The sequence below is a fragment of the Kitasatospora sp. NPDC057738 genome, assembly GCF_042798815.1.
GTDB lineage: Bacteria > Actinomycetota > Actinomycetes > Streptomycetales > Streptomycetaceae > Kitasatospora > Kitasatospora lactacystinica.
Genome location: NZ_JBHVJT010000008.1, coordinates 43,162 through 62,040 on the forward strand (window position 1 = coordinate 43,162; position 18,879 = coordinate 62,040).

The 18,879-nt window shown below is 75.6% G+C and carries 14 protein-coding genes; 5 read left to right on the forward strand and 9 right to left on the reverse strand.

What is annotated here, in order from left to right:
* Nucleotides 1-687: 687 nt before the first annotated feature.
* On the reverse strand, nt 688-1,740 hold the full coding sequence (locus ACFVGO_RS06445; protein ID WP_359914925.1) for an alpha/beta hydrolase: 1,053 nt from the start codon (nt 1,738-1,740) through the stop codon (nt 688-690).
* 113 nt (nt 1,741-1,853) lie between these two features.
* Between ACFVGO_RS06445 and ACFVGO_RS06450 the strand changes: the two genes are divergently transcribed.
* Nucleotides 1,854-2,474 carry a TetR/AcrR family transcriptional regulator gene (locus tag ACFVGO_RS06450; protein ID WP_359914928.1) on the forward strand — a complete coding sequence of 207 codons (621 nt, stop codon included), beginning with the start codon at nt 1,854-1,856 and terminating at the stop codon, nt 2,472-2,474.
* Here ACFVGO_RS06450 and ACFVGO_RS06455 read toward each other — a convergent pair.
* The 6 genes from ACFVGO_RS06455 to ACFVGO_RS06480 all read right to left on the reverse strand — a co-directional run bounded on the left by ACFVGO_RS06455 (nt 2,471) and on the right by ACFVGO_RS06480 (nt 13,083).
* A complete protein-coding gene (locus tag ACFVGO_RS06455; RefSeq protein ID WP_380630972.1) occupies nt 2,471-2,980 on the reverse strand; it encodes a PPOX class F420-dependent oxidoreductase in 510 nt (169 codons plus the stop codon). The two genes, ACFVGO_RS06450 and ACFVGO_RS06455, sit on opposite strands and share 4 nt — an antisense overlap.
* A 34-nt stretch (nt 2,981-3,014) precedes the next feature.
* Nucleotides 3,015-7,775: a DNA repair ATPase gene (locus ACFVGO_RS06460; protein ID WP_380630973.1), complete on the reverse strand. Its 4,761-nt coding sequence runs from the start codon at nt 7,773-7,775 to the stop codon at nt 3,015-3,017.
* A 173-nt stretch (nt 7,776-7,948) separates the two neighbouring features.
* Nucleotides 7,949-9,979, reverse strand: a complete 2,031-nt coding sequence (locus ACFVGO_RS06465) for a flotillin family protein (protein WP_359914936.1) — start codon at nt 9,977-9,979, stop codon at nt 7,949-7,951.
* A 90-nt stretch (nt 9,980-10,069) separates the two neighbouring features.
* Nucleotides 10,070-10,819 carry a hypothetical protein gene (locus tag ACFVGO_RS06470; protein WP_359914939.1) on the reverse strand — a complete coding sequence of 250 codons (750 nt, stop codon included), beginning with the start codon at nt 10,817-10,819 and terminating at the stop codon, nt 10,070-10,072.
* 292 nt (nt 10,820-11,111) lie between these two features.
* Nucleotides 11,112-12,227: a helix-turn-helix domain-containing protein gene (locus tag ACFVGO_RS06475; protein ID WP_359914942.1), complete on the reverse strand. Its 1,116-nt coding sequence runs from the start codon at nt 12,225-12,227 to the stop codon at nt 11,112-11,114.
* 88 nt (nt 12,228-12,315) lie between these two features.
* Complete coding sequence (locus ACFVGO_RS06480) at nt 12,316-13,083, reverse strand: GntR family transcriptional regulator (protein WP_359914945.1); 768 nt, start codon at nt 13,081-13,083, stop codon at nt 12,316-12,318.
* Nucleotides 13,084-13,336: 253 nt separating this feature from the next.
* On the opposite strand from ACFVGO_RS06480, the gene ACFVGO_RS06485 reads away from it, so the two are divergent.
* Together ACFVGO_RS06485 and ACFVGO_RS06490 are read left to right on the forward strand one after the other, a co-directional pair.
* Entirely contained in the window at nt 13,337-14,092 is a 756-nt protein-coding gene (locus tag ACFVGO_RS06485; RefSeq protein ID WP_380356704.1) for a tyrosine-protein phosphatase, read from the forward strand.
* 194 nt (nt 14,093-14,286) lie between these two features.
* On the forward strand, nt 14,287-14,850 hold the full coding sequence (locus ACFVGO_RS06490) for a DUF4291 domain-containing protein (protein WP_380356706.1): 564 nt from the start codon (nt 14,287-14,289) through the stop codon (nt 14,848-14,850).
* Between the two features lie 9 nt (nt 14,851-14,859).
* On the opposite strand, the gene ACFVGO_RS06495 is transcribed toward ACFVGO_RS06490, so the two are convergent.
* The gene (locus ACFVGO_RS06495; RefSeq protein WP_359914776.1) at nt 14,860-15,705 is read right to left on the reverse strand and encodes an ABC transporter permease; all 846 of its coding nucleotides are present in this window, start codon (nt 15,703-15,705) and stop codon (nt 14,860-14,862) included.
* Nucleotides 15,702-16,613: an ATP-binding cassette domain-containing protein gene (locus ACFVGO_RS06500; protein ID WP_359914779.1), complete on the reverse strand. Its 912-nt coding sequence runs from the start codon at nt 16,611-16,613 to the stop codon at nt 15,702-15,704. The genes ACFVGO_RS06495 and ACFVGO_RS06500 overlap by 4 nt, the downstream gene beginning before the upstream one ends.
* A gap of 134 nt (nt 16,614-16,747) precedes the next feature.
* Between ACFVGO_RS06500 and ACFVGO_RS06505 the strand changes: the two genes are divergently transcribed.
* On the forward strand, nt 16,748-18,034 hold the full coding sequence (locus tag ACFVGO_RS06505) for a sensor histidine kinase (protein ID WP_380630974.1): 1,287 nt from the start codon (nt 16,748-16,750) through the stop codon (nt 18,032-18,034).
* The gene (locus tag ACFVGO_RS06510; protein ID WP_359914785.1) at nt 18,031-18,696 is read left to right on the forward strand and encodes a response regulator transcription factor; all 666 of its coding nucleotides are present in this window, start codon (nt 18,031-18,033) and stop codon (nt 18,694-18,696) included. Before ACFVGO_RS06505 ends, ACFVGO_RS06510 begins: the two co-directional genes overlap by 4 nt.
* The last annotated feature ends 183 nt before the right edge of the window (nt 18,697-18,879 follow it).

Consider the following 18,879-nt stretch of genomic DNA (forward strand, 5'->3'; position numbering starts at 1 on the left):
GGTAAACTGCGCCGCTGGCAAGGAACCCCTGTGGCACACCCCACGATGGGGTGGAGACGCCCTGATCCTGGAACAGTGTGACATGGGCCGACTTCCTGCGCACCCGGCCGCGCTCCGCAGGGGGCTGACCTGCGGAGCACCGGGTTGACCCGACCGTGTCCCGGTGCGGGCGGGGCGCGTTGGGTGGGTGTGAGTGGATTCGGGTGGCTGCCGGTGCCGGAACGGCAGCCGAGTGAGGAAACGATCCTGCGCGGCACTCCGGACAGGCCGCCGGAACAGCCGTCGCCACCCGCGACGACGGAGCCGCGGGTGCCGACGGAACGGCCGGTGACGGAGCCGCGGGTGACGGAACGGCCGGTGCCGGAACCCGGCCCGGAAGCGCCCATCTACGCCGAGCTGGCCCGGCGCTGGCAGGCCGAGGGGCGGGCCGTCCCCGGGCTGCCCGATCCCGTCTGGGAGTCGCTGGCCGCACCGGCGGCCCGGGACCGGCCGGCGGTCCACGGCCCGGGCCGGAGCCCCGAGCAGGGTCCCGGGCGGAGCCCTGTGCGGGGCCCGGGGTGGAACCCGGGGTGGAACCCGGCCGCGGGCCCGGAGTGGAGTCCGGGGCCGGGCCCGGGGCACTGATCCACTCGGCCGGATCGCCGACACGCGCGGCTACCCCGACGGGGGAACCGTGCGGTCGTCGGACTATCCCAGGAGAGTGCTCCTCAGCCAGGGGACGATCAGCGCCATCGCCTCGTCGAACCTCGAAATGGCGCAGTGCCCGGTGTCCGGGATCAGTTCGACCCGGGTGTCGCGGCGGCCGGCGAACACCAGGGTGTCGTGCCGTGGGACGTGGACGTCGTCGGCACCGTTGAGCACCAGCATCGGCGCCTGGTCGTCCCGGTCCAGCAGCGGGCGCAGGCCGAAGGAGGCGAAGGCCCGGCCCAGGGCCGCCCGGTCCGGTGCCGCGTCGAAGCCCAGGGCGTTGCCCACGATGCCGTCCATGCCGAAGTCGAAGCCGCGGTCCGGGTCGAAGGAGTGCTCGACCGGGCCGCCGAGCACCACGGCCGCGTCCACGGCGCCGGTCAGCCCGGTGCGCGCGGAGTAGTAGCCGCCCATCGAGATGCCGAAGTGGCCGACCAGGCCGTCGCCGAGCGTACGGGCGAAGGCGATCAGGCCCTCGATCACCTCGGTGCCGCCGTCCGGGGTCATCGGCAGGTGGGAGGTCTCGCCGGTGCCCGCGAGGTCGAACAGCAGCAGTCGGACAGGCAGGGCGAGCGCGAGCTGCTCCCACATGCCGTGCAGGTCGGTCTTCCAGGAGTCCACTCCGCCGCTGGCCAGCACCACCGGGGCGTCGGCGGGCAGGCCGGGCGCGGCCATCAGGTGGACCGGGACCGCGGCCTCGCCGCCGCGGTGGGGGACGGTGAGCGTGCGGCGCTCGACGTCGACCGGGAAGCCGGGCGAAGCGAGCAGGTACTGCTCGACCTGGCGGGCCAGCGCGGTGCGCTTCGGCGCGTCGGCGAGCGAGGGGAACTTGGCCCAGCCGTACGCCTGGGCGGCCTGGCGGTGGCGCCCGGCGCCGGCGTGCCGGGCGGCGAGGGCGGACCACTCGTACACCCAGCCGCCGGGCCGGTCGGCCCACATGTCGGTGACGGCCGCGCGGACCGCGTCCACCTCGGCGGCGGGCAGGCCGAGGGTCATCTGCGGGTAGCGCTCGACGAACAGGTCCTGCGGGTCCAGGGGCCAGGTGAAGGACATGGCGATGCCTCCTGTCGCTCTTAAAGCCGGAACTCTTGCATTAGCGACTATGCGCCGGAGGATCGCTTAATGCAAGTGCTCCTGCGTTAAGGTGGTGGCGAGGTGATCGACACATGACCGAGGAAGAGCCGGACCCGATCCGCCGCCGTCCGGGCGGCCGGGCCGCCCGGGTGCGCCGGGACGTCCTGGCGGCCGCCATGGAGGCGCTGGCCGAAGGGGGCGTCGCCCGGCTCACCATCGCCGACGTCGCGGCCCGGGCCGGCGTCAACGAGACCACCGTGTACCGGCGGTGGGGCAGCCGGGAGAAGCTGGTGCTGGACGCCATGCTGACCGCCAGCGACGAGGGCATCCCGGTCCCCGACACCGGGGCCGTCCGCACCGACCTGACCGCCTTCGCCCGCGCGCTCGCCGCGTACCTGGCCACCCCGCTCGGCCGGGCCGTGGCCCGCGCGGCCGCCCTCGGCTCCGAGGACCCGGCCCTCGCCGAGGCCTGGCAGGTCTTCTGGGACTCCCGCCTCGCCCAGGCCGGCGCCGTCGTCCGGCGCGCCGTCGACCGCGGCGAACTCCCGGCCGGCACGGACGCCGACCTCGCCCTGGAACTGCTCAGCGCACCCCTCCAGGCCCGCGCCCTGCTCGGCCACCGCGAGATCGGCCCCGAGCTCCCGGAGCGCCTCGCGGACCTGATCCTGGACGGCCTGCGGGCCCGGGACCGGCGCACGGAGGACGGCGGCTAGCGCACGCAGCAGGGCGGCCGGCGCGCACAGCACGGCGGCGCCCCCGGCCGGGGAGGCAGGGGGCGCCGCGAAGGGGTGGGGGCCGCCCGGGTCAGCCGACGTCCCGGGCGGTGGAGCCCGGCGACTCCAGGTTCCAGGTGACGATCCGCCGGGGGTTGCACCCGGATGACGTCCCGGCTGAACAGGTCGGGCGCCACCGGCGGGACGTCCACGGCGAGCACCTCGGCCCGGCCGCGGATCTCCACGCCGCGCCCCCAGCCGCCCGCGACCGGATCGTCGGCGGGCGCCAGGTCGTCGATCAGGACGGAGACCTCGGGGCGGTCCCGGGCGTTGCGGTACTTGCGGCTGAGGGCGTTGTCCGGCCCGCCGATGTCGATGGTGCCGTCGTCGTTGAGCCGGAAGCCCACCGGCCGGACCTGCGGGGAGCCGTCCGGGCCGAGGGTGGCCAGACGGGCCAGCGGTTGGCCGGTGAGATAGCCGCGCTCGCGTTCGGTGAAGTAGCTCATGCGGCCGAGGCTAGGACCTCAAGCACCCTTCAGGTCAAGGACGTTCGGCGGCGCGCCCGCGCTCCTGCCAGGACCGCTTCAGCTCCGCCCAGCGGGCCGCCTGCTCGGGTGTCAGGGTGCCGCGGAGCTCGGCGAGCTTGAGGAGCTGGGCCTCGGCCTCGGCGCCCAGGGGCTGGGCCTCGGCCCGGTAGTGGTCGGTGAGCAGGGCGTCTAGTTCGGGGCGGGTGAGGGCGGGGTCGAGGCGCTGGGCGAGCTTGGCCATGTTGCGGTAGGAGCCCTGGAGCAGGAAGGGGGGCTCGGTGCGGGTCCGGTCGTCCTGGGCGGCGGAGGCCAGGTAGGCGCGGTTGACGGCCAGGACGGTGGAGCGCAGGTGGAGCAGACCGGCCAGGACGGCGGTCATCCGCTCGACCTCGGCGGCGGGCCAGGCGCCGGCCAGGGGGCCGCCGGGCACGCCGCCGGCGCGGGCGAGCAGGGTGTCGAGGTCGGCGCGCTCGGCGGTGGCCAGCGGGGCCAGGTGGGGGCCGGCCGGCAGGGCGTTCTCGACGAAGCTGAGCGCGAAGAGGTCCTCGCGCCCGGCGACGGCGTCGCCGAGGTTCCACACGTCGGCGCGGTTGGCGAGCATGTCGGGCAGCCGGAAGAGGCGGCCGGACTCGGTGTACGGGTTGGCGGCCATGACCACGGCGAAGCGCTTGCCGCGCAGGTCCCACTCGCGGGCCTCGCCGTCCCACACGCCGTCGATCCGGCGCTGGGCGTCGCACAGCGGGATGAAGCGCTGGAGGAACTCGGGCGAGGTGTGCTGGACGTCGTCCAGGTAGAGCAGCACGTTGTCGCCCGCGTGCAGGGCGAAGTTGAGCTTCTCGACCTCGCGCCGGGAGGTGGCGTCGGGGGCCTCGGCCGGGTCCAGCGAGGTGACCCGGTGGCCGAGCGCGGGGCCGCTGACGGAGACCAGCAGCAGCCCGAGCCGCTCGGCGAGGTACTCGACCAGGGTGGTCTTGCCGTAGCCGGGCGGGGAGACCAGCAGCAGCAGGCCGCTGCGGTCGACCGGCCCGCCGGCGGCGGCCGTGCCGAGCTGCTTGGCGAGGTTGTCGCCGACCAGCGGCAGGTACACCTGGTCGATCAGCCGGTTGCGGACGAAGCCGTTGAGCGGGGCGGGCCGGTACTGGTCCAGCCGCAGCCGGGCGTGCTCGGCGGCCAGCAGTTCGCCCCGCAGTCGCTGGTAGGCCCGGTGGCCGGGCACCTCGACCTGCTCGAACTCCCGTACCTTGGCGAGCAGTTCGTCCAGTCGGAGGTCGAGCGCCCCGCCCGCGAGCCGCGGGTGGTCGCCGAGCAGTCCGGTGATCCGGGCGCCCACGGCCCCCTCGGCGGGCCGGCGCGGCAGCGACGGGCAGAGCAGGACGGCGGCCGCTTCGGCGAGGTCGGCCGGGTCGGCATCGGCGGTGCCCGACTCCAGCCAGGCGGTGGCCAGTTGGCGCCGTACGGGCAGCAGTCCCGGCTCCTCGGGCAGTGCGGCCAGCGCCTCGGTGAGGCCGGCCGACTCGGGTGCCGCGCGGAACTTGTCGACCAGCGCGGCGGCGCCCGGGGAGTGGGCGAAGCTGGGTGCGGCGGCGGCCAGTTCGGCCACCAGGTAGGGGCCGGAGGGCTCCGCCCCCGGAACGAACTCCGAAACGGCGGCGGAGAGTTCGGCCTCCAGTGCGGCCAGCGCCGCCAGCGCGGCCGACGCCGGTGCGCCACCGAAGGCGTCCCGGGCGAGGCCCAGCGAGCGGGCCCGGGTGTGCCAGAGCAGCCGCTGCCGCTCGTCGGCGCCGTGCGCCCAGTACAGCTGGGCGGCCGCCCGGGCGCCCGCCGGGTGCCGCAACAGCCCGGCCCCGGCGCCGAGCCGGAGCAGGGCGCGGAGCAGCAGCGCGGCGTCGTGGTCGTGCACGCCGCGCTGGTAGCCCTCGTCCGGGCGCTGCTCGGCGGCCCGCCGGACGTACTCCAGCAGCTCGCCGTCGGTGCGCGGCGCCCCCGCCTCGGCGGCCGGCAGCAGGCTCGCCGCGAGGTACTCGGCGCGGTACAGCTGCGGGGTCTCCGAGGGCAGCGGGCGGTCCCAGTACCGCTCGGTGGCGGCGAAGGCCGGGTCGGTGACGGGGGAGCGGTAGTCGGTGCCGGTGAGCGTGAAGGCGGGGCGTCCGCGCCAGGGCACCAGGGCGAGTTCGGGCCGCCGGGTGGTGACGGCGAACAGGTGGCGGCCCAGCCGCAGGGTGCCGGGGCCGTCCCCGGCGAGTTCGGCGCGGTCGCGCAGGGCCCGCTGGGCGCGGCCGCGCGCCGCGCGCAGCCGTCCGGTCAGCTCCTCGGCCCGGACCCGGTCACCGAGCGCGGTCAACTGCCCCGCCAGGTCGCGGAGTTTGACGGCGGTCGGGTCGGCGGCGAAGGCCGCCTCGATCTCCTCGGCGGTGTCCAGCGCGGCCAGCCGGCGGTGCAGGGTGTCGAGGATGCGCCCGGCGGAGGCGACCAGCCGGTCGGCGCGCCGGGCCCGCTCCTCCAGCAGGTGCTGACGGCGGGCGGTGAGCGCGTCGTGGATCTCGGTGCGCCGGGCGGTGAGCTGCTCGCCGAGGGCCGGGTCGGCGTCGGCGAAGCGGGTCTCCAACTGCTCGATCCGCAGCAGCAGCCGGCCGAGCTGCTCGTCGCAGGCCTCGGGGGTGTCGGCGGCGGCGAGCGCGGCGGTGGTGGCCTGGCCGAGCAGGGCGGTCTCGGCGGCGAACTCGGCGGCGGCCTCGCGGGTGCGCAGCTCCCGGCGGCGCACGGTCAGCGCGGACCGGGCCCGGTTGAGCAGCCCGAGCACGTCGGCGAGCCGGTCGAGGATGGCGGTGCGGGTGGTGGCGTCGGCCAGATCGAGGGTGCCGACCAGCTCCGAGACGGTCTGCAGGGCCTCGCTCTGGGCGGCCAGTTCGAGACCCAGCGGTTCGGCCTCGGCGGCGGTGGCGATCGCGGCGCACCGCTCCGCCAGCTCGCCCGCCCGCTGCCGGTGCGGCTCGAAGGCGGTCGGCTCGGCGAGCTGGACGACGGCGCGGTCGGCCGCCCGGGCCAGACCCTCGGCGAGGTGCGCGGCGAGCGCGTCGATCCGCGGGGCGTCGGCGCGCGGCAGGTCGCGCAGCGCCTCGACGCGGCCCTGGGCGCGGCGCAGCCCGGCCAGCCGGTCGACCCACTCGGCGGCGTCGGCCAGGGTCTCGCCGCGGGCGGTGCGCAGCAGGCCCTCGACGTGCTCGGCGGTCTCGTCGGCCCGCCGGGCGGCGTGCGCGGTGAGCTGGGCGACGGCCTCGTACTCGGCGACGACCTGCCGGGCGGTGTCGCGGATCTCGGCGAGCGGCGCGGCGAGGTCGCCGAGGCCGCTCTGGCCGAGCCAGTGGTGCCGGTCGGCGGTGCGGGTGCAGGCGGCGAGGACGGCCCGGTGGCCGGCCAGGGTGTCGGCGCCGGCCGCGGCCAGCCGGGCCAGGGCCAGGCAGTCGGCCAGGCCGCGGACCAGGTCGGCGTTGCCGATCCGGGCCAGCGGCCCGCTGCCGGGCGGCTGTTCGGCGGCGAAGCGCTCGCTGGTGAACGGGGTCTGCCAGAGCTGGACGGGGTGCAGCCGGGTCGGCCCGTCCTCGGCCGGGCGCAGCGCGATCAGGGTGCCGTCGGCGAGCAGCGCGTAGCCCTGGCAGGGCAGGGGCGCGGCGGCCTCCTGGCGCACGCTGTTGTACGGCTGGAGCAGGGCGCGGCCGTCGGCGGGGGAGCGGAACTCGTACAGCACGTCCTCGCCGTTGGGCGACAGGACGGTGCGCTCGTACACCAGGCCGTCGACCGGCTGGTCGAAGACGCGCACGGTGCCGTCCACCAGGTGGCAGCCGCCGGGGAAGGCCACGCCCTGGTCGGCGGGCAGCCGCAGGCAGGCCTGGCCGAGCGCGTCGATCCGGGTGACGGCGCCGGTGGGCAGGTGGACCACCAGGTGCCGGTCGGTCTCCTCCTGGTACGGGCGCACCCGCACCAGCAGCAGGGTGCCGAGCCGGGCGTGGGCGATCCGGGCGTCGGCGAGGGTCTGCAGGGCCTCGGCCAGCGGCTCGCGGTGCAGCTCCCGGCCGTCCGGGGCGGCGATGGTCAGCCGGCCGCCGTCGACGCCGATCAGCAGCTCTCCGGCCAGGTCCGCGCGGGGCGGGCGGCCGGGCCCGGCGGGCAGCTGGTCGTCCCGGGTGACGGCGGTCCAGGGCAGCTGCTGCCCGTCGGCGGGGACGTGGTCGCGCTCGCCGCGCCCGTCCAGGTAGGACGGCTGCGCGTCGTCGGCGGGGCCGCCGTCGAGGCGCCAGCGCAGCACCCGGACGTCGGCGGCGGCGGGGCCGGTGCGGAAGACGGCGAGCAGCCGGCCGTCCACCGCGCGCAGCCGCTCCAGCCGGGCGTCGCGGAAGTAGCGCCGCAGATCGGCGAGGTCCTGGCGCAGCCGCGGGTCGTCCAGCAGGGTGCCCTCGGCGGGCGCGGGGGAGAGGTCGGGGTGGTGCAGGCCGAAGACGTCGTCGAAGTCCCCGGCGCCGTCCGCGGCCTCGACCGGCCGGGTGCCGAGCAGCAGCAGCCCGCCGACGGCGGTGAGGTCCTGCGGCAGGCAGGACCGGGCGGTGGTCAGCCGCCCGGTGCCGGCCAGCCGCAGCTCCCCGCCGCCGAACTCGTCGACCCGGCGGGCGTTCAACGCCTGGGCCCGGTCGGCGAGTTCGGCGGCGGCTCGGGCGAGCCGGTCGCGCAGGACCTCGTAGGTGCCGGCGTCGAGCCGGGCGTCGAGGGCGTCCACGGTCACGGTCACGTTCCTCGGTCGGATCGGTCGGATCGGTTGGGTCGGGCGGATCGGTCGGGTCGGTCGGGTCGGTCGGATCGGTCGGATCGGGCGGTTCCGGCGGGTCGGTCGGTCGGGCGGATCGGTCGGGCCGGTCGGGCCGGGCGGCGGTTCGGAACGCCCGGTCGCTCAGCGGGTCACTTGGAGCCGTTGGCCGAGGCGAGGCCGCCGGCCAGGACCCCGAGCGGGGTCTCCGCGACGCCCAGCTGCCGCGCCGACTCCAGCAGCCGGCGCAGCTGCCCGGCCTGGTCGCCGGCGCCCGAGCCGATCAGCTTCATCAGCAGGGCGGAGACCGTCAGGTTCTGCACGTCCGCCGTGGAGACCGAGGAGAGCACCCTGGTGAGGTCCTCGGTGAAGCTGGCCCGCCCGTCCAGCCAGGGCCCGGCCAGGGTCTGCGCGGTCTGCGAGTGGCCGACGAAGGCGTCCAGGCTCTTGCCGGCCGACACCGACTGCACCAGCCGGTCGAAGAAGACCGAGTCCCCGCCGACGATGTCGATCTTCGCCTTCTCCAGCCCGGCCGCGACCAGCGCCGACTGGGCCTCGGCGATCTGCCGCTGGGTGTCCAGCCCGGCCAGCCGGACGTCCTTCTCGGCGGCCAGCCGCAGGCGGTACTCCTCGTGCCCGCGCGAGGCCTCGTCCAGCTTGGCCATCGCCGCGGCCTTCTCGGTCAGGCCCTCGGCCTCGGCCTTCAGCCGGCCGCCGACCTCCAGCGCGGCGGCCTTGGCCTTCTCGACCTGGACGACGGCCTCGGCACGGCCGACCTTCTCCACCGCCGCGGCCTCCTGCTCGCGGACCTGGACCCGGGCCAGGCCCTCGGCGGCGGCCTCCGCCCGGATGCCCTCGGCCATCCGGATCTTGGCGGCCGCGTCCAGCTCGGCGGCCCGCTGCCGGGCCTCGGCCAGCACCAGCGCCTCGCGGGCCTTGTGCGTGGCGGCCTGCTCGGCGGCCTCGGCGGCCTTGATGTCCTTGACGAGCTTCTCCTGCGCCTCGGCCTCGGCCTGGATCACGACGGCCTTGCGGACCCGCTCGGCCTCCTCGGTGGCACGCAGCGTCTTGACGGCCTCCTCCTGCTCGGCGACGGTCCGGTCCACCGCGACCCGCTCGCGGACCACGTCGGCGACCTCGCGCTTGGCGGACTCGACCTCCTTCTCCTTGGCGATCGTGGCGAGCTGGGTCTCCCGCTCGCGGCCGACGACCTCCAGCAGGCGGTCCTTCTCGATCCGCTCGTTCTCCACCGCGATCACCCGCTCGCGGTTCTTCTGCGCCACCGCGACCTCGCGGGCCTGGTTCTCCCGCTGCACCCCGAGCAGCTCCTCGGTGCGCAGGAAGGCGGTCTGGGCGTTGAGCCGCTCCTCCTCCTGCACCCGGGCGATCACCGCGTCCTCCTTGGCCCGCAGGGTCTCGATCTCGCGGCGCTGGCGGATCTCGGCGTCGGCCTGCCGGCGCTCCAGCTCCAGGACGGCCTCCCGGGCGTCCACGTTCTGCCGGGTGATCTCCTTCTGCTCGTTGCGCTGGTACTCGTTGGTGCGCACGTGCTCGATCGCCGTCAGCTCGGTGATCTTGCGGATGCCCTGGGCGTCCAGGATGTTGTCGGAGTCCAGCTGGCTCATCGGGGTCTGTTCCAGGTGGTCGATGGCCGCGTCCTCAAGGGTGTAGCCGTTGAGGTCGGTGCCGATGACCGCGATGATCTGGTCCCGGAACTCGTGCCGGTGGGTGTACAGGTCGGTGAAGTCCAGCTGCTTGCCGACGGTCTTGAGCGCCTCGGCGAACTTGACGGCGAAGAACTCCTGGATCGCCTGCGGGTCGCTGGCCCGGGCGGTGCCGATCGACTGCGCGACCTTGATGACGTCCTCGACGGTCTTGTTGACCCGGACGAAGAACGAGATCCGGATGTCCGCGCGGATGTTGTCCCGGCAGATCAGGCCGTCCCGGCCGGCCCGGTGGATCTCCACCGTCTTCGCGGTGATGTCCATCAACTCGGCCTTGTGGAGCACCGGGAGGACGATCGCGCCGGTGAAGGTCACATCCACCTTCTTCGTCCGGGAGACGATCAGTGCCTTGCCCTGCTCGACCTTCTGGAACAGACGGCCCACGAACAGCAGCATGGCGAGCACGATGAGCAGCACGACGGCGACGAGCACGCCGAAACCCACGGCGATGGTGTCCATCACGGAGTCCTTTGACGATGGCGAGTTGGTGCGAAGGGAAGTGCGGTGGGAGTGGAAGGAACAGGCTGACCTGGCGTCAGCGGGCAGGCGTCAGTGGACGGCCGGCGGGTCGAAGGGCGCCACCAGGAAGTGCTCGCCCTCGGCGTCGTAGTCGAAGATCAGGGCGGTCCGCCCGGCCGTCAGGGCCGGTTCGGGCGTCGCCGTACGGACCTGGACGGTCGCGGTGGAGCCGTCCTCCGCGGTGACCTCGGCCTGCCCGAAGTCGGCCGTCACCCGGCCGGTCCGGATCACGCAGACCCGGCCGACGAAGTCCCCCCGGGTGACCGGCCGGTCCTGCGGGAACAGCCGCGACAGCGGCCGGACGAGCACCCGGGTGCCCGCCCAGGAGGCGACCAGCGCGACGACGAACACGCCGCCGCGCGCCGGTGCCCCCGAGGTGAGGACGGTGCCGGCCAGGCTGACGAACCAGGCGATTGCGACCAGCAGCGACACCGCCACCGTCACGGGCACCCCGCCCAGCCCCAGCGCGTCCAGCACGCCCGTGTGGTGGCCGGCGCCCTGCCGGCCGGACCCGTCGTCGGCGCCGTGCCCCCCGGCACTGTGCCCCCCGCCGCCGTGCCCCCCGTGTCCGAGGTGCCCGGCGTGCCCCCCGTGCCCGGCACCCAGGTGGTGCCCCGCGTGTCCGACGTCCACCTGGTGCCCGCCGCCGTGCCCCCCGTGCACGGCGCCCGGAACCAGGCCGCCGAACAGCATCAGCAACCAGTACCCGACCACCACCACCAGCGCGAAGCTGAACAGCGCCGTCGGGAAGGCCAGCGCGGCCGCGAAGAATCCCCCCATCCCGGCCACGCTCCCCCGCCTTCCCAGCGGCGCCGCGCTTCGGCGCCGGGGAGATCATGACAGTGCCGCGGCCCCCCGCACATTGCCAGGATCCGGCAATCTTTACGCCCTCTTGACACCCTGGTACGCACGGCCCGCGTGACACTGCAACAGCTCGGCAACAGGACGGCCGCCGGACGGTTCCGGAGCCGCCCCGCGGGTTTGGGGCGGCGGGACTCCCGTGGCGGGACCGCGGCGGTCGGATCGCGCACTACGGCTGTGGTGCCGCGCACTACAGCCGTCGTACCGCGTACTACAGCGGTTGTTCCGGCCAGTTCAGCAGCCGCGCACCCATCGCCGCCGTCTCCAGGGTGAAGCGCTGGAGCGCGTCCCCCGGGTCGTACCCGGTGAGCGCCTTGATCCGCTCCAGCCGGTAGCCCAGCGTGCGCACGCTCAGGCCCAGTCGGCGCGCCGCCTCCGCGTTCACGTACGCGGCCTCCGCCTGCACCGCGATGGTGTCCAGCAGCGGACGGGCGCCGCCGCGCGCCTCGGTCAGCGGGCCGAGCACGCTGCGCACCAGGTCGGCCATGGCGGCCCGGTCGCGCATCAGCACCGGGAAGACCAGCAGTTCCTCGGCCCGCAGCTGCCGGGCCGGCAGGTCCAGCCGCTGCGCGTAGTCCAGCGCGTCCAGCGCCTCCTCGTAACTGCGCAGCACCCCGCTCGGCCCCGAGTGCCGGCGGCCGGTGGCCACCCGCAGCACCGGGCGGTAGCCGGGGCCGGGGCGCAGCGTCAGCTCGGCGAAGGCCTCCAGCACGGCCCGCTCGGAGTCCGGGGCGATGCACACCAGCCGGCCGTCCTTGCTGGCCAGCAGCACGTCCCGCTCGCCGAACCGCCCGGCCAGCTCCCGCTCCACCCGGTGCACCAGCGGATGGACGTCCGCGAACGGCTCGTCGCCCACCGCGACCGCCACCGTGTACGAGCCCGCCAGCCGCAGCCCGAACCGCTCCGCGCGCTCGGCCAGCAGCCCGAGGTCGCTGCGGCCGAACAGCAGGTCGTCGATGAACTCCCGGCGGGCCGCCTCCTCCTGGCGGACGGCCAGGCGCTGGGCCCGCTCGTGGCCCTCGCCCAGCGCGGCCAGCGCGGCGTCGGTGGCGGCGAGCACCGCGTCGCCCGTGCGGCGCAGCTCGGTGACGCTGCTCGCGGCGGCCGTCCCGGGCAGGGTCTGCCAGGCCCGCCGGGCCGCGGCCAGACACTGCGCCACCACCTCGCGCAGCCCGTACCCGGCCTCGGCGCAGTGCTCGCCCAGCTTGCGCAGGCGCTCCAGCTCCTCGCGGCGCGGCAGCCGCCCGGTGCGGGAGACGTCGGCGAGCAGGACGAGGTAGACCTCGGCCAGCTCGCCGGGTATGTCGTAGTCGATCTCCTCGATCACCGTGCTCTGCCCGCCCCCGTACGGCCTGGTGTTTCGGCGCTGAATTTATCAGGGGCGCTCCGGCCGGGGACGGGCGCGGCGGCCTTCGCTACCGGTCGCGGAAGTGCAGGACGAAGCGCGCGCTGCTGCCGTCGATCCGCCGCCGCACGTACAGGGCCGGGGTGCCGTCCGGGGTGCAGCTGACGCCCTCGCGCACCAGCAGCGCGGTGCCCGGCGGGACGCCCAGCAGCTCGGCGTCCGCGAGGTCCGCGCCGACGGCGCCGAAGGCCCGCCAGTCGTACTCCAGTTCCACCCCGGCGGCCCGCGCCAGGTCCGGCACCAGGTTCCCGGAGCGGCCCGGCCGGACCAGCTCGGCGGGCAGCGGGCCGAACGGCACCCAGTAGCTGCACGCCGCCCGGGCCCGCCCGCCCAGCCGGATCACCGAGTCCACCCGGGACAGCTCCGCCGGGCCGCGGCCCAGCTGCCGGGCCGCCTCCGCGTCCTGCGGCGAGCCCGTGACGGGCGGAGCGGCCACCACGAACTCGCCGTCGGTGCGCTCCTCGTTGGGCAGTGCGGTGGGCACGCTGCCGAGGTCGAAGCGCTGGCTGCGCGGGTCCACGGCGATCGACACCCGGACGGCCGGCGGGCGGACGAAGGTGCCCACGCCGCGGCGGATCTCCACCACGGCCGCCCGCTCCAGCTCCGCCACCGCCTGCCGCACGGTCAGCCGGTTCACGCCGAACTCGGCGCTCAGCTCGGACTCGCTGGGCAGCCGGGTGCCGGCCGGGTAGGCGCCGGCGTCGACGCGCTCCTGGATCCGGCGGGCCAGGCGGCGGTACACCGGGGTGTTCGGGGAGCTCGGGGGGTTCGTCGCCACGGGCCCGATCCTACGGAGCCCGCGCACGACGCCGGGGTCGGTCCGCGCCCCGGCCGCGCCCGCTTCCGCCGCCCGCGCCCGCTGCAGCCGCCCGGGTCGCCGTGGCCCGCCGAGGGGAGTGGGATGGAGGGATGCACCGATCGAGGCTTGCCCGGCGACCCCGGAACGGGTTACACATCTAGACGTCTAGATGTCCCCGCTCCGGATCTTCCCCGTCCCGTCCCGGGTGCGGCTCCACCGAAAGGCCTCCCGCATGTCCCTGGTCAACTTCCGTGACGCCGCCGTCCTCGGCGACCCCGAGGGCCGGCGGGTCCGTCCCGGTGTGCTGTACCGCTCCGCCCAGCCGTTCCCGGCCGCCGACGAGGCCACCGTCGCCCAACTGCGCGGCTGCGACATCCGCACCATCGTGGACCTGCGGGACCCGCGCGAGACCGACCCCGAGGACTGGGCCGCCGCCGCGGCCGCCGGGATATCCGTCGTCGCCGCCCCGGTGAACCCCGCCACCGACGCCCTCACCGCGCGGATGAGCACCATGGCCACGGCCGCCGACCTGGGCGACTTCTACGTCCTGCTGGCCGAGTCCGCGCCCGAGGCGGTGGCCGCCGCCGTCGACGCCACCGTCCGCCCCGGCGCCGTCCTGCTGCACTGCGCCGCCGGCAAGGACCGCACCGGCCTGCTGACCGCCCTCCTGCTGGACCTCCTCGACGTCCCCGCCGAGCACATCGTCGCCGACTACACCCGCACCGCCGACGCCCTCCCGCAGATCTTCGCCGGCCTCGCCGAACGCCACCGCACCGCCCTCAACGACCGCACCACCTCCCGCGTCACCGACTCCCGGGGCCACAACCTCACGATCCCCGCGCCCCTCCTGGAGGCCCCGGCCGAGGCCATGTCCGTCTTCCTCGACCGCGTCCGCACCCACCACGGCGGCGCGGCGTCCTTCCTCCCCGGCTGCGGCGTCCCGGCCGCCACCCTCGGCGCCTTCCGCGCCAAGGCCGCCGCGGCCTGAGGCGGGCGCCGCGGCCCGAGCCGGGCGCCACGGGGCCGCGGCCTGAGGAGGCCGCGGCCCGGCCCGGTAATCCCGTTGCGCCGGGCGGGCCCGCGCTGGCAGCGTGCCGGGGGAGTGCCGGGGGCGAAGAGCGTGCCGGAGGCGAAGAGCGGGCCGGGGCGCAGGGGACGCCGGGGCGAAGGGGGTGCCGCGAGATGACCGCACTGCGCGAGATCCGCGCCGACCACGACGCGCGGACGATCGTGCTCTACCAGGCGTACCCGCCGGCCGTCGCCGACGCGGCGCTGGCGGCGGGCCGGTTCACGGCGCCCTTCGGCTTCCACCGGATGACGTGGATCAAGCCCTCGTTCCGCTGGCTGATGCACCGCAGCAACTGGGCGCAGAAGGCCGGACAGACCAGGGTGCTGGCGGTCCGGATCACCCGGGAGGGCTGGGAGGAGGCGCTCGCCCGCGCCGTCCTGACCACCGCGGACCCGGACGAGGTGGCCCGCGCCGAGGTCCACGTGCAGTGGGACCCGGAGCGGTCGCTGCGCGGGGCGGCGCTGAACCACTACAGCATCCAGGTGGGCATCGGCCGCTCGCTGATCCGCAGCTACGCCGAGGAGTGGGTCGTCGGACTCACCGACCTCACCCCGCAGGTGCGGCGGATCGCCGCGCTGGTGCGCGACGGGCAGCCGGCGAAGGCCCAGCGGCTGCTGCCGCCCGAGCGCCCGTACCGGCTGCCCGCCGCGACCGCGCGGCGCCTCGGCCTGGGGTAGCCCAGGGCCTCACACGTCCCGGCGCCGCACCACGAGCACCGTCGCCACCAGCGCGGCCAGGCCCCACAGCCCCATGGTGATCCACGAGTCGAGCACGCTCGGCGCGTACTTCCCCATCGTGGTCGCGGAGTGCGGGGTGATGGTGAGCCGCTGCACGGTGGCCAGGGGCAGGTGGGTGCCGATCTCCTTCAGCCACCGGTAGCGGTCCCCGCCGAACATCATCGGCAGGATGAACATCAGCATCACCAGCGAGACGATCGAGGCGGTGGCGTGCCGCAGCAGCGCGCCCAGCGCCATCCCGATCAGCGCGCAGACCGGCACGATCGCCGCGTAGCCGAGCACGGCCCGCAGGCAGCCCGCGTCGCTGAGGGAGAGCCCGACGTGCCGGGAGGCCAGCATCGCGTTGACGGTGAAGAAGGAGACCGTCGACACCACGAGCCCGGCGAGCGCGGTGATCCCGCCGATCAGCAGCACCTTGGCCGCGATCACGCCCCGGCGGTCCGGTACGGCGGCGAAGGTGGTGCGGATCAGTCCGGTGGTGTACTCGCCGAACACGGTGATCGCCCCGAGGCTGCCGGCCGCGACCGCCATCAGGTCGCTCGCGATGCTGCCGAGGCCGTGGAACAGCGGGTCGTAGGTGTACGGCGACTGGCCGGGCATCCGCGGCGGCGGGTGGTCGATGTACGGCAGGTCGGTGTGGACGGCGTTCACGTTGACCGCGATCGCCACCAGCGAGGCCAGCGCCAGCACCCAGTAGGTGGAGCGCAGCGAGCGCAGTTTGATCCACTCGGCGGCGAGCAGGTCCAGGAACCGGGGTGCGGGTTCGACGGTGGAACCCGGGGTCGCGGTGGTCATCGGGCCTCTCCAGCCGGGTACTCGACACTGTCGGCGGTCAGGGACATGAACGCCGACTCCAGCGACGACGTCCGGGCGGCCAGTTCGTGCAGCACCACGCCGTGGCGCAGCGCGAGTTCGCTGATCCGCGCGGCCGGCATCCCCGTGACGATCCCGAGGTGCGGCTCCGCCAGCCGCACCTCGGCCCCCTCGGCGCGCAGGGCCTCGGCCAGCGCGGAGAGTTCGGGCGTCCGGACGGCCACCGAGGAGACCGCGTTGCGGGCCGAGAACTCGGCGAGGCTCTCGTCCGCGATCAGCCGCCCGCGCCCGATCACCACCAGCCGGTCCGCGGTGTGCTCCATCTCCGCCATCATGTGGCTGGAGACGAAGACCGTGCGGCCCTCGTCCGCGAGCCGCCGGAACAGCCCGCGCACCCAGAGCACGCCCTCCGGGTCCAGCCCGTTCAGCGGCTCGTCGAACAGCAGCACCGGCGGGTCGCCGAGCAACGCGCCGGCGATGCCCAGACGCTGCTTCATGCCCAGCGAGTAGCCGCCGATCCGCCGCCCGGCCGCCTTGCCGAGGCCGACCTCCGCCAGCACCTCGTCCACCCGCCCGAGCGGGACGCGGTTGCTGCGGGCCAGCGCCGACAGGTGGGCCCGGGCGCTTCGCCCGCCGTGCACGTCGCCCGCGTCCAGCAGCGCGCCGACGTGCCGCAGTCCGCGCGGCCGGCCGGCGAAGGGCACGCCGGCCACGGTGGCGGTGCCCGCGGTGGGGGTGTTGAGGCCCAGGATCATCCGCAGCGTGGTGGACTTGCCCGCGCCGTTGGGCCCGAGGAAGCCGGTCACGGTGCCCGGCCGGACGGTGAAGGTCAGTTGGTCGACGGCCGTGGTGGCGCCGTACCGCTTGGTCAGTCGCTCGATCTCGATCACGGGGACAACGCTGCCGGTCGGCCCCCGTCCCGGGCATCGGGCCGCGGGCCACAACCGCGGGTCGCCGTACTGGCCCCGGGGATTACGCCCCCGGGCCAATGCGCCGCCGGGCGGGCCGCCGATACCATCGCGCCATGATCACCGAACCTCGTCCGCCGCTGCTCAGGCGTCTGCCCGCGGGCGTGTGGGTGGCGGCGCTGTGGACGGCCCTGGTGGGGTTCCGGTTCCTCACCCGCGAGGACGAGCTGCGCCACCTGTTGAACTACCACGGCAACCCCGAGGACATGCCGATGGTGGTCACCGCGGTGGTCACCACCCTGGTCGCGGCGCTGCTGGTCCGACTGCCGCTGCTCGCCGTCGTGGTGGCGCTCGGGGGCGGGATGTTCGCGCTCGGGATGTGGGGCGTCCCGGAGGCGGCGCCGCTCCAGTTCCTGATCGCCGACGCGGTGGTCGGCTACTGCGCGGCCACCCGCTCCCGCCGGGTCTCGCTCACCGCCCTGGCGCTGCCGCTCGCCACCCTCGCCGGGCTGCTGATCTGGGGCGCCGTCAACGACTACCCCGTCAACCCGCTCGCCTACGCGGGCTTCGCCGCCACCGTGCTGATCGCCTGGCTGATCGGCAACACCGTGCACCAGGGCCGCGTCCACACCGAGGCGCTGCGCGGCCGGGCCTCCGAGCAGGCCATCACCGCCGAACGGCTGAGGATCGCCCGCGAGCTGCACGACATGGTCGCCCACAACATCGGCATCGTCGCGATCCAGGCCGGCATGGGCAGCCGGGTCATGGACACCCAGCCCGCCGAGACCCGCAAGGCGCTGGAGGCGATCGAGGCCACCAGCCGGGAGACCCTGGCCGGCCTGCGCCGGATGCTCGGCGCGCTGCGGCAGGGCGAGGGCGAGTCCGCCCCGCTCGAAGTGGCGCCCGGGCTGGGCGAGTTGGACCGACTGGTGGAGAAGGCGGCGGGCGCCGGGGTGCGGGTGGCGCTCACCCGGCACGGTACGGTCCGTCCGCTGCAGCCCGAGGTCGACCTCGCCGCCTACCGGATCGTCCAGGAGGCGGTCACCAACGTGGTCAAGCACTCCGGCACCCGGGACTGCCACGTCACCGTCGCGTACGGCCCGCGGGAACTCGCCGTCACGGTGGTCGACCTGGGCGCCGGAGCGGCGGGCGGCGGCCCCGGCACCGGCTACGGGCTGGCCGGCATGCGCGAGCGGGTCGCCCTGCTGCACGGCGAGTTCAGCGCCGGACCGCGCCCCGAGGGCGGCTTCCTGGTCACCGCCCGACTGCCGCTCCCCGAGGGGCTCCGCGAGGGGCTCCGCGAGGAGCCCGCCGTCGAGCCCGCCGTCGAGCCCGTCGTCGGGACCCCTGTCGGGACTGCCGTCAGGACCGCCGTCGAGACCCCCGTGGAGGTGGGACCGTGATCCGCGTCGTCCTGGTCGACGACCAGCCGCTCATCCGCACCGGCCTGCGAGTGCTGATCGCCGATGCCCCCGACCTGGAGGTGGTCGGCGAGGCCGGCGACGGCGCCGAGGCCGTCGAGCTGGTCGCCCGGCTGCGCCCCGACGTCGCCGTGATGGACATCCGGATGCCCGGTACGGACGGCATCGAGGCCACCCGCCGGATCACCGCCGACCCGGACCTGCCCACCCACGTCCTCGTCCTCACCACCTTCGACGACGACGACTACGTCTACGGCGCGCTGCGGGCCGGGGCCAGCGGCTTCCTGGTCAAGGACCTCGCCCTGGAGACCATCCTGGACGGCATCCGGGTGGTCGCCGCCGGGGACGCCCTGCTCGCCCCCGGCATCACCCGCCGGCTGATCGGCGAGTTCGCCGCCCGCCCGGACGCGGAGGCCGCCGCGGCCCGGCCCCGCCGGCCGGTCGCCGAGGCCGTCACCGAGCGCGAGCGCGAGGTGCTCGTCCTGGTCGGCCGGGGCCTGTCCAACGCCGAGATCGCCGCGGAGCTCACCATCAGCGTGGCCACCGCCAAGGCCCACGTCGCCCGGCTGTTCACCAAGCTCGACGCCCGCGACCGGGTCCACCTGGTCATCCAGGCCTACGAGTTCGGGCTGGTAGCCCCGTAGCCCCGTAGCCCCGTGATCCCGCAGCCCCGCGACCCCGCAGCCAGTGCACCCCGCGGCCCGGCACGCGGAAGTGGGGCGGGGGGGGGGGGGGGAAAGGGGGTCCCCAGTTGGGGGGGAGGCAACCCCCCCCCCTCCCTCCTTTCCCCCCCCCCTCTCCACACCCCCCCCCCCTTCCCCCCCCCC

What these genes read in the sequence shown, in the direction of transcription:
- ACFVGO_RS06445 (WP_359914925.1), bottom strand. Translation starts at nt 1,740, where the DNA reads ATGTCCTTCACCTGGCCCCTGGACCCGCAGGACCTGTTCGTCGAGCGC.
- ACFVGO_RS06450 (WP_359914928.1), top strand. Translation starts at nt 1,854, where the DNA reads ATGACCGAGGAAGAGCCGGACCCGATCCGCCGCCGTCCGGGCGGCCGG.
- ACFVGO_RS06455 (WP_380630972.1), bottom strand. Translation starts at nt 2,980, where the DNA reads ATGAGCTACTTCACCGAACGCGAGCGCGGCTATCTCACCGGCCAACCG.
- ACFVGO_RS06465 (WP_359914936.1), bottom strand. Translation starts at nt 9,979, where the DNA reads ATGGACACCATCGCCGTGGGTTTCGGCGTGCTCGTCGCCGTCGTGCTG.
- ACFVGO_RS06470 (WP_359914939.1), bottom strand. Translation starts at nt 10,819, where the DNA reads ATGGGGGGATTCTTCGCGGCCGCGCTGGCCTTCCCGACGGCGCTGTTC.
- ACFVGO_RS06485 (WP_380356704.1), top strand. Translation starts at nt 13,337, where the DNA reads ATGTCCCTGGTCAACTTCCGTGACGCCGCCGTCCTCGGCGACCCCGAG.
- ACFVGO_RS06490 (WP_380356706.1), top strand. Translation starts at nt 14,287, where the DNA reads ATGACCGCACTGCGCGAGATCCGCGCCGACCACGACGCGCGGACGATC.
- ACFVGO_RS06495 (WP_359914776.1), bottom strand. Translation starts at nt 15,705, where the DNA reads ATGACCACCGCGACCCCGGGTTCCACCGTCGAACCCGCACCCCGGTTC.
- ACFVGO_RS06505 (WP_380630974.1), top strand. Translation starts at nt 16,748, where the DNA reads ATGATCACCGAACCTCGTCCGCCGCTGCTCAGGCGTCTGCCCGCGGGC.